General features: G+C 72.7%; 10 protein-coding genes. 5 read left to right on the forward strand and 5 right to left on the reverse strand.

What is annotated here, in order from left to right; genetic code table 11:
* The first annotated feature begins 9 nt into the window (after nucleotides 1–9).
* Nucleotides 10–384, forward strand: a complete 375-nt coding sequence (locus ACFYX3_RS28450; RefSeq protein ID WP_376582176.1) for a VOC family protein — start codon at nucleotides 10–12, stop codon at nucleotides 382–384.
* Here the strand turns inward: ACFYX3_RS28450 and ACFYX3_RS28455 are convergent.
* Complete coding sequence (locus ACFYX3_RS28455) at nucleotides 381–1,130, reverse strand: ArsR family transcriptional regulator (RefSeq protein ID WP_389019010.1); 750 nt, start codon at nucleotides 1,128–1,130, stop codon at nucleotides 381–383. The two genes, ACFYX3_RS28450 and ACFYX3_RS28455, sit on opposite strands and share 4 nt — an antisense overlap.
* 142 nt (nucleotides 1,131–1,272) lie before the next feature.
* Here ACFYX3_RS28455 and ACFYX3_RS28460 point away from each other — a divergent pair, with 142 nt between their 5' ends.
* On the forward strand, nucleotides 1,273–1,653 hold the full coding sequence (locus ACFYX3_RS28460) for a MarR family transcriptional regulator (protein ID WP_389019014.1): 381 nt from the start codon (nucleotides 1,273–1,275) through the stop codon (nucleotides 1,651–1,653).
* Here ACFYX3_RS28460 and ACFYX3_RS28465 read toward each other — a convergent pair.
* Both ACFYX3_RS28465 and ACFYX3_RS28470 read right to left on the reverse strand, forming a co-directional pair.
* Nucleotides 1,650–1,988 (reverse strand): hypothetical protein, encoded by a 339-nt coding sequence (locus ACFYX3_RS28465; RefSeq protein WP_389019017.1) that lies wholly within the window; start codon nucleotides 1,986–1,988, stop codon nucleotides 1,650–1,652. The two genes, ACFYX3_RS28460 and ACFYX3_RS28465, sit on opposite strands and share 4 nt — an antisense overlap.
* 92 nt (nucleotides 1,989–2,080) lie before the next feature.
* The gene (locus tag ACFYX3_RS28470; RefSeq protein WP_389019020.1) at nucleotides 2,081–3,586 is read right to left on the reverse strand and encodes an MFS transporter; all 1,506 of its coding nucleotides are present in this window, start codon (nucleotides 3,584–3,586) and stop codon (nucleotides 2,081–2,083) included.
* 199 nt (nucleotides 3,587–3,785) lie between these two features.
* Here ACFYX3_RS28470 and ACFYX3_RS28475 point away from each other — a divergent pair, with 199 nt between their 5' ends.
* Nucleotides 3,786–4,574 (forward strand): ABC transporter ATP-binding protein, encoded by a 789-nt coding sequence (locus ACFYX3_RS28475; protein WP_389019023.1) that lies wholly within the window; start codon nucleotides 3,786–3,788, stop codon nucleotides 4,572–4,574.
* Nucleotides 4,571–7,144: an ABC transporter permease gene (locus ACFYX3_RS28480; protein WP_389019028.1), complete on the forward strand. Its 2,574-nt coding sequence runs from the start codon at nucleotides 4,571–4,573 to the stop codon at nucleotides 7,142–7,144. Before ACFYX3_RS28475 ends, ACFYX3_RS28480 begins: the two co-directional genes overlap by 4 nt.
* 100 nt (nucleotides 7,145–7,244) lie before the next feature.
* Here ACFYX3_RS28480 and ACFYX3_RS28485 read toward each other — a convergent pair whose 3' ends face one another.
* Nucleotides 7,245–7,490, reverse strand: a complete 246-nt coding sequence (locus ACFYX3_RS28485; protein WP_376582165.1) for a type II toxin-antitoxin system Phd/YefM family antitoxin — start codon at nucleotides 7,488–7,490, stop codon at nucleotides 7,245–7,247.
* A gap of 263 nt (nucleotides 7,491–7,753) precedes the next feature.
* Between ACFYX3_RS28485 and mfd the strand changes: the two genes are divergently transcribed.
* Entirely contained in the window at nucleotides 7,754–11,284 is a 3,531-nt protein-coding gene (gene mfd / locus ACFYX3_RS28490; protein WP_389019032.1) for a transcription-repair coupling factor, read from the forward strand.
* A 40-nt stretch (nucleotides 11,285–11,324) separates the two neighbouring features.
* On the opposite strand, the gene ACFYX3_RS28495 is transcribed toward mfd, so the two are convergent.
* Nucleotides 11,325–12,584: an SGNH/GDSL hydrolase family protein gene (locus tag ACFYX3_RS28495; RefSeq protein WP_382659761.1), complete on the reverse strand. Its 1,260-nt coding sequence runs from the start codon at nucleotides 12,582–12,584 to the stop codon at nucleotides 11,325–11,327.
* Between the last annotated feature and the right edge of the window lie 14 nt (nucleotides 12,585–12,598).

Raw genomic sequence — 12,598 nt, forward strand, 5'->3', positions numbered from 1 at the left:
TCCCGCCCCATGCTCATGAAACTGACGGCGGTCACGCTCGACTGCGCCGACCCCATGGCCCTCGCAGCTTTCTACCAGCGGGCCACGGGGCTCCCGCTCGCCGACCGGTCCGACGACGAGTTCGCGGGACTGCGCGGGGCGGACGGCCTGTTCCTCGGCTTCCAGCGCGTCGACGGCTACCGTCCCCCGTCCTGGCCGGACCAGGAGATCCCGCAGCAGCTGCACCTCGACTTCGACGTCGACGACCTCGACGAGGCCGCGGCCCGCCTGGTGGAGTGGGGCGCGACCGTCCCGGACGTCCAGCCCCGCCCGGACCGGTGGCGGGTGGTCCTCGACCCGGCGGGACACCCGTTCTGCCTGACGGTCCCGCGCGCGTCGGCCTAGGCGGCCGTCCGTCCCAGCAGTGCCCGGCCGAGTTCGCTCGCCCGGTAGTACACCTCGCGCCGGTACCGGTGCGAGGTCACCAGGCCCGCGTCCCGCAGCACCGCGAGGTGCTGCGAGACCGCGCCCACGCTGAGCCCGGTCTGCAGGGCGAGCCCGGTCGTGGTGGTCGGGGTGCTCGTACGCCCCAGGAGTCCCGCCCGGCTGCGCCCGAGGAGCCGCACGAGCCCGTCCTCCGGCTCGGTGCGCCGCTCCCACAGGGTGCCGACGGCCCGCGCGGGATAGACGAGGCAGGGCGGGGGCCCGGAGGGGCGCCCCGGCAGCAGGACGCAGCGGGTCGTGAAGACGCTCGGGGCGAGCGTGATCCCGCCGCCGTCCAGGGCGAGGCCCCGGGCCGGGAGGCCGGGCCCGGTGAGCCGGTCCTCAGCCCAGCGCAGGCTGGGGTGGAGGTGCGCGAAGACCTCCTGGATGCCGTCCTCGGTGAGCTGCCGCGTGCGGTACGCGAGGTCGGCCTCCAGGACGGCCCTGATCCGGGGCCAGTACGGCCGCACCCCGGCGGCCCACCAGTCGAGCAGGGCCTCCGCGAGGTCCGGAGGGGCCGCGAACAGGGCGATCTCGCCCGGGCCGCGCTGCTCGCGAGCCTCCCGATCGCCGCGTGGTTCGGTGTGATGACGCTGCCTCAGCTGTACGGGGTGGCCTTCGGGTCGTCGGTCTGCACGGCCTTCTTCGACATCGCGTACCAGAGCCACCTGCCCGAACTCGTCGACGACGGCCGGCTCGTGGAGGCGAACGTGGCCCTGGAGGCATCCCGTACGGTCACGGCCGCCGGCGGTCCCGGCGCTGGCAGCGCGACATCGCCGCCGCGCTGGCCCCCCCCTCGGCCTCACCCACGTGCAGTTCGTCCTGCTCGCCTGCGCCTGGTGGCTCAACACCCAGGGCGAGCAACCCAACCAGCTGGCCCTGGCCCGCCAGGCGGGCACCGACGTCAAGATGACCTCCCAGGTCCTGCGCACCCTGGAGACCAAGGGCCTCGTCGAACGCGAGGTCGACCCGGCCGACACCCGCGCGAAGCGCCTCCGCGTCACCGAGACCGGCGCCGCGCGCGATCGCGGCGGTGGAGGAGGTCGACGCGCGCTTCTTCGAGCCGGTGCCGGTGGGCGACGCGGTCACCCTGCTGGGCCGGCTCGCCCACCCGGAAGGCAGGGGCGGCGGCGAGGCGTGATCCGGGGGACGGCCGGCCTCCTCGTCCCCGGGGCAGGGCTCTCCGGCTAGACGGCCCGGACCACGAGGCCGACCGCGATCGCGCAGGTCGCGAGACCCGTGACGAGCGCGCGGGCCGGGACGGACAGGCGGCGGACGGCGGGCGTGCACAGCAGGGCGATCGGTACGGCCGCGACGGCGAGGCAGATCGGTGCCCAGCGGAGCGGGATCCCGTCGGTCGGCCCCCTGTCCGCCTCCGCCCACAGGGCCAGGAACCCCAGACCCCAGAGCAGCAGGAGGGCGACCGTCCACAGCGCAGCCGCCGCCAGGGCGAGGCCGGCCCCGCGGCGGGGCGGCGCCGGGCGGGCGGCGGGGCCGTAGGGCGTCGCGTACGTGTCGGGGTTCAAGGACGGCTCCTTCGGACGAGGTGACCCCATCGTCGGGTCCGGGGCGCCGCCCGGGCATGGGCGCGCGTGCTCATCCCCGGACGGGCACGTACTCAGTCCTCTTCCTTGAGGACCGGGAAGCGGCGGGGCGCCAGGGTCAGGAGGGCCAGGAGGGCGAGGGCCGCCGCTCCCGCCGCGCCCAGGTAGACCCAGTCCACCGCCGCGTCGACCGCGCGGCGGGTCTCGTCGGTGGCGGCCAGGGAGCGGGCCAGCTGGTCGAGGTCCGTGCCGGCGCCGAGGCGGGCGGCGAGGACGCCGTTGGCGATGGCGCCGAAGAGGGCCGCGCCGATGCTCTGGCCGACCTGGCGGCAGAAGAGGACGGAGGCGGTGGTGGTGCCGCGTTCCTCGTACGGGACGGTCGACTGCACGCCGACGATGAGAGGCAGCTGGAAGAGGCCCAGGGATCCGCCCAGGAGCAGCATCAGGAGCGCCGGCTGCCAGGGTTCCCCGGGGAACGGCAGGAACGGGAACGCCAGGAGCAGCAGGAGTGCCCCGGAGATGCCGAGGACCGCCGTGAGGCGGAATCCGATGCGGGTGTAGACCCGGTTCGACAGGGCGGCCGTGATCGGCCAGCTCAGGGTCCAGGAGGAGAGGACGAAGCCGGCGGCTATCGGGCCGAGGCCCAGGACGGACTGGGCGTACGTCGGCAGGAAGACCGTCGGGGCGACCATCAGCAGGCCGAGGGCCCCGAGGGCGAGGTTGACGGCGGCTATCGTGCGGCGGCGCCAGACCCAGCCGGGGATGATCGGTTCGGCCGCGCGCCGCTCGATGACGACGGTCAGCGCGGCGAGGACGGCGGCTCCGCCGAGGAGGCCCAGGGACGGGGCGGACAGCCAGGGCCAGGCGACGCCGCCCTGGACGAGCGCGGTGACGAGTACGGCTCCGGTGGCGAAGATCGCCAGGGCGCCCGCCCAGTCGATCCGTATGCCCGCGCGGGGCGCCGTACGGGCCGGTTCCACCAGGTGGCGGGTGACCAGCCAGAGGGCGACCAGGCCGACCGGCAGGTTGATCAGGAAGATCCAGCGCCAGTCGGCGTAGCCCGCGAGGAGGCCGCCGATGGCCGGTCCGGCTATGGAGGAGGCGGCCCAGACCGAGGACAGCCTCGCCTGGATCTTCGGGCGTTCCTTCAGCGGGTACAGGTCGGCGGCGATGGTCTGCACGGTGCCCTGGAGCGCGCCGCCGCCGAGGCCCTGGACGACGCGGAAGGCGATCAGGGAGGCCATGTTCCAGGCGGCGGCGCAGAGCACGGAGCCGATGAGGAAGAGGACGGTTCCGGCGATGAGGACGGGCTTGCGGCCGAAGGTGTCGCTGAGCTTGCCGTACACGGGCAGGGTGACGGTGACGGCGAGCAGGTAGCCGGAGAACAGCCAGGAGAAGACGGAGAGTCCGCCGAGATCGCCGACGATCTGCGGGACGGCGGTGGACACGATCGTGCCGTCGAGGGCGGCGAGCCCCATGGCCAGCATCAGGGCCGCGACGACGGGTCCGCGGCGGGCGGCGGAGGGTCTCGGCGCGGGCGTCGGGTCGGCATCCGCCCGGGTCGTCGACGGTTCCGTCACCGCGCACCCTTCCTTTTCTTCGTACACCTAAATGTGCGCGGACAGGGTCTCACTAGAACTCTGGGGGGAGAAGCCCCTAGGGGCTTCTCCCCCATGCGGCCCAGGGGTCGTTCGTACCGGCGGAGGACGAGAAGCAGGGGTGGCCGGTCCTTAACTGGGACCTACACACCCACCCGCACTGCACTCCGAGGAGAGAACCGTGACTTCGGCTCTGACCATCCCCAGGCACGGGGGTACTGGAGAGGGGACGGCCGTCGCCGCGCGGGCGCGTCAGGTCGTCAAGGCGTACGGCTCGGGGGAGACCCGGGTCGTCGCGCTGGACTCCGTCGACGTGGACATCGCCCGCGGACGGTTCACCGCGATCATGGGGCCCTCGGGCTCCGGCAAGTCGACCCTGATGCACTGCCTCGCCGGGCTCGACACCGTCACCAGCGGGCAGATCTTCCTCGACGAGACCGAGATCACCGGCCTCAAGGACAAGAAGCTCACCCAGCTGCGCCGGGACCGGATCGGCTTCATCTTCCAGGCGTTCAACCTGCTGCCCACCCTGAACGCGATCGAGAACATCACGCTGCCGATGGACATCGCCGGGCGGAAGCCGGACGCCGACTGGCTGCGGCGGGTCGTCGACACCGTCGGGCTCTCCGAGCGGCTCAAGCACCGGCCCAACCAGCTGTCCGGCGGCCAGCAGCAGCGGGTCGCGGTGGCCCGCGCGCTCGCCGCCCGGCCCGAGATCATCTTCGGCGACGAGCCGACCGGAAACCTCGACTCGCGGGCCGGCGCCGAGGTCCTCGGCTTCCTCCGCGCGTCCGTGGACGAGCTGGGCCAGACGATCGTCATGGTCACCCACGACCCCGTCGCCGCCTCGTACGCGGACCGGGTGCTGTACCTCGCCGACGGGCGGATCGTCGACGAGATGGAGCGGCCCACCGCCGACGCCGTGCTCGACCGCATGAAGGACTTCGACGCGCGCGGGCGGACGTCATGACCGTCCTCAAGACCTCGCTGCGCAACTTCTTCGCGCACAAGGGCCGGATGGCGCTCTCCGTCGTCGCCGTCCTGCTCTCCGTCGCCTTCGTCAGTGGGACGCTCGTCTTCACCGACACCATGAACACGACGTTCGACAAGCTCTTCGCGACGACCGCGTCCGACGTCACCGTCAGCCCGAAGACCGCGGGCGGCAACGACGAGACCCCGCAGAGCGGCCGCCCCGAATCCCTGCCCGCCTCGCTCGTCGCGCAGGTCGGGAAGGTCGAGGGCGTCCAGCGCGCTCAGGGCACGGTCATGTCGACGAGCGTCACCGTCGTCGACATGAGGAACAAGAACGTCGGCCCGACCGGCGGCGCCCCGACGATCGCCTTCAACTGGACGCCCGACGTGCTGCGTTCGGTGGAGATCGCGTCCGGCCACGAGCCGCGCGGCCCCACCGAGGTCGTCGTCGACGGCGCCACCGCCGAGAAGCACGGCCTGAAGCTCGGCGACGAGCTGCGGACCATCGCCGTCACCGGCGACCTCACCGCGAAGATCGTCGGCACCGTCGACTTCAAGGTCACCAACCCGGGCTCCACCCTCGTCTACTTCGACACGGCCACCGCGCAGCGCGAACTCCTCGGCAAGGAGGGCCTGTTCACGCAGATCTCCGTCGACGCGAAGCCCGGTGTCACCGACGACGCGCTCAAGGCGGACGTCGCCGCCGCGCTCGGCGGCGGCTACAAGCTGCAGACCGCCGCCGAGGTCGCCGACGCGGGCCGCGCGAGCATGGCCGGCTTCCTCGACGTCATGAAGTACGCGATGCTCGGCTTCGCCGGGATCGCCTTCCTCGTCGGCATCTTCCTCATCGTCAACACCTTCTCCATGCTGGTCGCCCAGCGCACCCGCGAGATCGGCCTCATGCGGGCCATCGGCGCCGGCCGCAAGCAGGTGAACCGTTCCGTCCTCGTCGAGGCGCTCCTCCTCGGCCTCGTCGGCTCCGTCGCCGGTGTCGCCGCGGGCGTCGGCCTCGCGGTCGGGCTCATGAAGCTGATGTCCGCGGTGGGCATGGAGCTCTCCACCCGCGACCTCACCGTCGCCTGGACGACCCCGGTCGTCGGCCTCGCCCTCGGCATCGTCGTCACCGTCCTCGCCGCGTACATCCCGGCCCGCCGTGCCGGGAAGGTCTCCCCGATGGCGGCCCTCCGCGACGCGGGCACCCCCGCCGACGGCAAGGCCGGCAAGGTGCGGGGCGCGCTCGGGACCGTCCTCACGGCGGCCGGAGCGGCCGCCCTGGTCGCGGCGTCCCGCGCCGCGGAGGCCGGACCCGGGTCCCTCTGGCTCGGCCTCGGCGTCGTCCTCTCCCTCCTCGGCTTCGTCGTCGTCGGCCCGCTCCTCGCGGGTGGCGTCGTCCGCGCCCTCGGCGCCGTCGTCCTGCGGATCTTCGGCCCGGTCGGCCGGATGGCCGAGCGCAACGCGCTCCGCAACCCGCGCCGCACCGGCGCCACCGCCGCCGCCCTGATGATCGGCCTCGCGCTCGTCGCCGGCCTCTCCGTCGTCGGCTCCTCGATGGTCGCCTCGGCCACCGAGGAACTCGACCGCTCCGTCGGCGCCGACTTCATCGTCCAGTCCGGTACGGGGCAGCCGATCGTCCCGCAGGCACAGGCCGCCGTGGCGAAGGCCGCCGGCCTGGACCACGTCACGGCGTACAAGTGGGTCGACGCGAAGATCACCGACCCGCGCGGCAAGGTCTCCACGGCCGACCTGGCCGCCACCGACCCGACGTACGTGAAGGACCTGCGGCGGGAGGTCACCGCCGGCACGCTCACCGACGCGTACGGCAAGGACGCGATGTCCGTCGGCAGCGACTACGCCACCGAGCACGGCGTCAAGGTCGGCGACGTCCTGACCGTCGCCTTCAAGGGTGGCGGGACGGCGAGGCTGAAGGTCGCGGCGATCACCGCGGACACCGGCCAGGTCGACAACGGGGCGATGTACACCGCCATTCCCACCGTCACCCGCTACCTGCCGGCCGACCGGGTGCCGAACAGCCTGCTCCTCCTGGCCAGCGCCCAGGACGGCCAGGAGACCCCGGCCTACCAGGCCCTCAAGGACGCGCTCGCGCCGTACCCGCAGTACAAGGTGAGCAACCAGGCCGACTACAAGGAGGAACTGCAGAAGCAGGTCGGGCAGCTGCTCAACATCGTGTACGGGCTCCTCGCCCTGGCGATCGTCGTCGCGATCCTGGGCGTCGTGAACACCCTCGCCCTCTCCGTGGTCGAACGGACCCGCGAGATCGGCCTCATGCGGGCCATCGGCCTCTCCCGCCGGCAGCTGCGCCGCATGATCCGCCTGGAGTCGGTCGTCATCGCCCTCTTCGGCGCGCTGCTCGGCCTGGGCCTGGGCATGGGCTGGGGCACCGCCGCCCAGAAGCTCCTGGCGCTCGAGGGCCTCGGGGTCCTGGAGATCCCCTGGCCGACGATCGTGACGGTCTTCATCGGCTCGGCCTTCGTGGGCCTGTTCGCGGCGCTGGTCCCGGCGTTCCGGGCGGGGCGGATGAACGTACTGGGGGCGATCGCGAGCGAGTAGCCGTCCTGAACGCGATCGCGAGCGAGCAGCCGCGGCGCGGGAGGGAACGGGGGAGTGCGGCCCCGGTGGACCCTGCCGGGTCCACCGGGGCCGCACGGGTTCACTCGTCGACTCCGAAGGCCCCGTCGAAGGCCTCGGGGGGATCGTCGAAGTCGTCGGAGACGGTGACGAGCCCCTTGAGGGAGCCGTGGCCGCTCCGGTGGACCTTGCCGGCCGGCGGGACCACCTTCGCGACCGGTTCGCCGGACTTGCTGATGATCACCTCCTCGCCGGTGGCGACCGTTTCCAGGATCTTGGAGAAGTGGGTCTTCGCCTCGTGGACGTCGTACTGCCGGGCTGCTTCCATGGCGGCCTCTCACCGTGGGGAGGGCTCACAGCTGGGTGTGTGCGGGGTGGACCGGGAGTATGGACTAAAGCGTAGTGCCGCGAGCCGACCGTGGCCTGCTCCGTCACGATTCCCGCCGGCCCCTTCCTTCGGGCGGGTGACAGTGGCACGTCGTAGGCTGGGGGCGACCGGGCCGTACGTGCCCGGGACCGCCCGGCCCGTTCGACGTGTCGGGCTGTTCGCGTTGCCCGCCCCCGTCGTCCGAACCCGGGATGGAAAGCTCCATGAGCCTGCACGGTCTGCTCGATGTCGTCGTCAAGGACGCCGCCCTCGCCGAGGCGGTGAAGGCCGCCGCCGACGGGAACCGGCCGCACGTGGACCTGGTCGGGCCGGCGGCCGCGCGGCCGTTCGCCGTGGCCGCGCTCGCCCGGGACTCGGGGCGGCCGGTGCTCGCGGTGACCGCGACCGGCAGGGAGGCCGAGGACCTCGCCGCCGCGCTGCGGTCCCTGCTCGACCCGGACACGGTCGTCGAGTACCCCTCCTGGGAGACCCTGCCGCACGAGCGGCTCTCGCCCCGTTCCGACACCGTCGGGCGCCGCCTCGCCGTACTGCGCCGGCTCGCCCACCCCCGTGACGACGACCCCGCCGCCGGTCCCGTCTCCGTCGTCGTCGCGCCCATCCGCTCCGTACTCCAGCCGCAGGTCAAGGGCCTCGGGGACCTGGAGCCCGTCGCGCTGCGGTCCGGCCGGACCGCCGATCTGAACGAGGTCGTCGAGGGGCTCGCCGCCGCCGCGTACTCCCGGGTCGAGCTGGTCGAGAAGCGCGGCGAGTTCGCCGTGCGCGGCGGCATCCTGGACGTCTTCCCGCCGACCGAGGAGCACCCGCTCCGCATCGAGTTCTGGGGCGACGACGTCGAGGAGATCCGCTACTTCAAGGTCGCCGACCAGCGGTCCCTCGAGGTCGCCGAGCACGGCCTGTGGGCGCCGCCCTGCCGGGAGCTGCTCCTGACCGACGAGGTGCGCGAGCGGGCCGCCGCGCTCGCCGAAGCGCACCCCGAGCTGGGCGAGCTGCTGAACAAGATCGCCGAGGGGATCGCCGTCGAGGGCATGGAGTCCCTCGCGCCGGTCCTCGTCGACGACATGGAGCTGCTGCTCGACGTCCTCCCCAAGGGCGCCATGGCCGTCGTCTGCGACCCCGAGCGCGTGCGGACCCGGGCCGCCGACCTCGTCGCCACCAGCCAGGAGTTCCTGCAGGCCTCCTGGGCCGCCACCGCCGGCGGTGGCGAGGCCCCGATCGACGTCGGCGCGGCCTCGCTGTGGGGGATCGCGGACGTACGGGACCGGGCGAGCGAGCTCGGCATGGCCTGGTGGTCGGTGTCGCCGTTCGCCGCGGACGTCGACCACGAGGCCGACACGCTGACGCTCGGCATGCACGCCCCCGAGTCGTACCGCGGCGACACCGCCCGCGCGCTCGCCGACACCAAGGGCTGGCTGGCCGACGGCTGGCGCACGGTGTACGTGACGGAGGCCCACGGCCCCGCGTCCCGTACGGTCGAGGTCCTCGGCGGCGAGGGCATCGCCGCCCGCCTCGACGCGGACCTCGCCGAGATCTCCCCGTCCGTCGTGCACGTGTCGACCGGCTCCATCGACTACGGCTTCGTCGACCCGGCGCTCAAGCTGGCGGTGCTGACGGAGACGGACCTGTCGGGGCAGAAGGCGGCCGGCAAGGACGGGCAGCGGATGCCCGCCAAGCGCCGCAAGACGATCGACCCGCTGACCCTGGAGGTCGGCGACTACATCGTGCACGAGCAGCACGGCGTCGGCCGGTACATCGAGATGGTCCAGCGGACCGTGCAGGGCGCGACCCGCGAGTACCTCCTCGTCGAGTACGCGCCCGCGAAGCGCGGCCAGCCCGGCGACCGGCTGTACATCCCGACCGACCAGCTGGAGCAGGTCACCAAGTACGTGGGCGGCGAGGCGCCGACCCTGCACCGGCTCGGCGGCGCGGACTGGACGAAGACGAAGCAGCGCGCGAAGAAGGCCGTGAAGGAGATCGCGGCCGATCTGATCAAGCTGTACAGCGCCCGCATGGCGGCGCCCGGCCACGCCTTCGGTGCGGACACCCCGTGGCAGCGGGAGCTGGAGGACGCCTTCCCGTACGCGGAGACGCCCGACCAGCTGTCGACGATCGCCGAGGTGAAGGAGGACATGGAGAAGACCGTCCCCATGGACCGTCTGATCTGCGGCGACGTGGGCTACGGCAAGACGGAGATCGCGGTGCGGGCGGCCTTCAAGGCGGTCCAGGACGGCAAGCAGGTCGCGGTCCTCGTCCCGACGACGCTGCTCGTGCAGCAGCACTTCGGCACGTTCAGCGAGCGGTACTCGCAGTTCCCGGTGAAGGTGCGGGCGCTGTCCCGCTTCCAGACGGAGACCGAGTCGAAGGCGACGATGGAGGGGCTCCGGGAGGGCTCGGTCGACGTCGTCATCGGCACCCACCGCCTCTTCTCCTCCGAGACGAAGTTCAAGGACCTGGGCCTGGTCATCGTCGACGAGGAGCAGCGCTTCGGCGTCGAGCACAAGGAGCAGCTGAAGAAGCTCCGGGCGAATGTCGACGTCCTGACGATGTCGGCCACCCCGATCCCGCGCACGCTTGAGATGGCGGTCACCGGCATCCGCGAGATGTCGACGATCACCACCCCGCCGGAGGAGCGGCACCCGGTCCTCACCTTCGTGGGGCCGTACGAGGAGAAGCAGATCGGTGCCGCGATCCGGCGCGAACTCCTGCGCGAGGGCCAGGTCTTCTACATCCACAACCGGGTCGACTCGATCGACCGCGCCGCCGCCCGGCTCCGCGAGATCGTCCCCGAGGCGCGGATCGCCACGGCGCACGGCCAGATGTCCGAGCAGGCCCTGGAGCAGGTCGTCGTCGACTTCTGGGAGAAGAAGTTCGACGTGCTCGTCTCGACGACGATCGTCGAGTCCGGCATCGACATCTCCAACGCCAACACCCTCATCGTCGAGCGCGGCGACAACTTCGGCCTGTCGCAGCTCCACCAGCTGCGCGGCCGCGTCGGCCGTGGCCGCGAGCGAGGCTACGCGTACTTCCTGTACCCGCCGGAGAAGCCGCTCACGGAGACCGCGCACGAGCGGCTCGCGACGATCGCCCAGCACACCGAGATGGGCGCCGGCATGTACGTCGCCATGAAGGACCTGGAGATCCGCGGCGCGGGCAACCTGCTCGGCGGCGAGCAGTCCGGTCACATCGCGGGCGTCGGCTTCGACCTGTACGTACGGATGGTCGGCGAGGCCGTCGCCGACTACCGGGCGCAGATGGAGGGCGGGGTCGAGGAGGAGGCCCCCCTGGAGGTCAAGATCGAGCTCCCGGTCGACGCCCACATGCCGCACGACTACGCGCCGGGCGAGCGGCTGCGGCTCCAGGCCTACCGCTCGATCGCCTCCGCGAACTCGGAGGAGGACATCAGGGCCGTGCGCGAGGAGCTCACCGACCGGTACGGCAAGCTGCCCGAGCCGGTGGAGAACCTGCTCCTGGTCGCGGGCCTGCGGATGCTCGCGCGCGCGTGCGGCGTCGGCGAGATCGTCCTCCAGGGCTCCAACATCCGCTTCGCGCCGGTGGAGTTGCGCGAGTCGCAGGAGCTGAGGCTGAAGCGCCTGCACCCGAAGTCCGTCATCAAGCCGGCCGTCCACCAGATCCTGGTGCCGCGCCCGACGACCGGCAAGATCGGCGGAAAGCCGGTGGTGGGCCGTGAACTCCTGGCGTGGACGGGCGAGTTCCTGACGACGATCCTCGGAGGGTGAGGGCGTGGGGCGGCACCCCGAGGGTGCCGCCCCACGGCGGTTACAGCGCGTCGAGGTCCAGGGCCTCGGCCATGGCCTTGTAGCCCGCGTCGCCCGGGTGGAGGTGGTCGCCCGCGTCGTACGCGGGGAGGATGCGGTCCGGGTCGGACGGGTCGGCGACGGCGCGGTCGAAGTCGACGACGGCGTCGTAGGCGCCCGAGGTGCGGACCCAGGTGTTGAAGGCCTCCCGCTTGGCCTCGTTCTCCGGGGTGTCGTAGAAGGAGCCGCCGATCGGGGTGAGGGTGGCGCCGACGACCTTCAGGCCCTTGGCGTGGGCCTGCCGTATGAGGGTGCGGTGGCCCTCGATCAGCCGGTCCACCGACACCTCGGGCGTCGGGCCGCCGGGGAAGGCCGGGCCGCTGCCGCCGATGTCGTTGATGCCCTCCAGGAGGATCACCGTGCCCACGCCCTTCTCGGTGAGCACGTCCTTCTCGAACCGGGCGACGGCCTTCTCGCCCGCCCAGGTGGTGTCGTTGACGACCTGGTTGCCGCCGATGCCGTGGTTGAGGACGGCGCGGGACCGGCCGGAGGCGGCGAGGCGCTCGGCGAGCTCGTCCGGGTAGCGGTTGTCGGCGTCGGTCGTGGAGCCGACGCCGTCGGTGATGGAGTCCCCGAAGGTGACGATGCCGTCGCGGCGGGCGGTGTCGCGGCCGCCGGTGACCTCGACGCCGGAGAGGAAGTACCAGGAGGCGCTGGTCTCCCCGAACGCGTCGCCGGAGAGGTCGGCGCGGTGGTCGCCCTCGGCGCGGTAGCTGGTGGCCGAGGAGAAGGAGTGGAAGGTCGCCGGGCCGGTCGCGTCCGCGAGGTAGAGGGTGACGGTCAGGTTCTCGAAGGCCTTGACGGGGAGGGGCGCGGCGTCGCTGAGGAGGGTCTCGCCGGCCGGGATCGTCACGGACGGGCGGCCGCCGAACCGCAGGGTGCGTACCGAACCCGGCTGTACGGCACTGCCCTTGGCCGTGCGGGCGACGGTCGCGCCGGTGATCCGCAGCGGGCCGGTGCCGTAGCGGTTCGTCAGCTCGATGCGGGTCCGGGTGCCGGAGGCGGTGACGCGGACGACCTGGCGGACCGTCTGGTGGTCGAAGCCCTGCTGCGACCAGTTGGGGCCGAGCGGCGCGGCCGCCGACTGCGGGGACGCGGCCCAGGCGCCGCGCCAGGCCGGGCCGTGGTTGCCGGTGTCGGCGAGGGCGGTGGGGGCTAAGGCGAGGGTGCCGGTGGTGAGGAGGGCGAGGGCGGCGCGGCGGAGGGTGTTCGAGGTTCGCATGCCTTCGTCAATTA

Origin of the sequence: Streptomyces sp. NPDC002463 (genome assembly GCF_042889835.1) — a bacterium.
In the GTDB taxonomy this organism is placed as follows: domain Bacteria; phylum Actinomycetota; class Actinomycetes; order Streptomycetales; family Streptomycetaceae; genus Streptomyces; species Streptomyces nymphaeiformis.

Excerpts from the sequence above, each read along its gene's own strand:
- ACFYX3_RS28450 (WP_376582176.1), top strand. The coding sequence starts at position 10 with ATGCTCATGAAACTGACGGCGGTCACGCTCGACTGCGCCGACCCCATG.
- ACFYX3_RS28480 (WP_389019028.1), top strand. The coding sequence starts at position 4,571 with ATGACCGTCCTCAAGACCTCGCTGCGCAACTTCTTCGCGCACAAGGGC.
- ACFYX3_RS28485 (WP_376582165.1), bottom strand. The coding sequence starts at position 7,490 with ATGGAAGCAGCCCGGCAGTACGACGTCCACGAGGCGAAGACCCACTTC.
- mfd (WP_389019032.1), top strand. The coding sequence starts at position 7,754 with ATGAGCCTGCACGGTCTGCTCGATGTCGTCGTCAAGGACGCCGCCCTC.
- ACFYX3_RS28495 (WP_382659761.1), bottom strand. The coding sequence starts at position 12,584 with ATGCGAACCTCGAACACCCTCCGCCGCGCCGCCCTCGCCCTCCTCACC.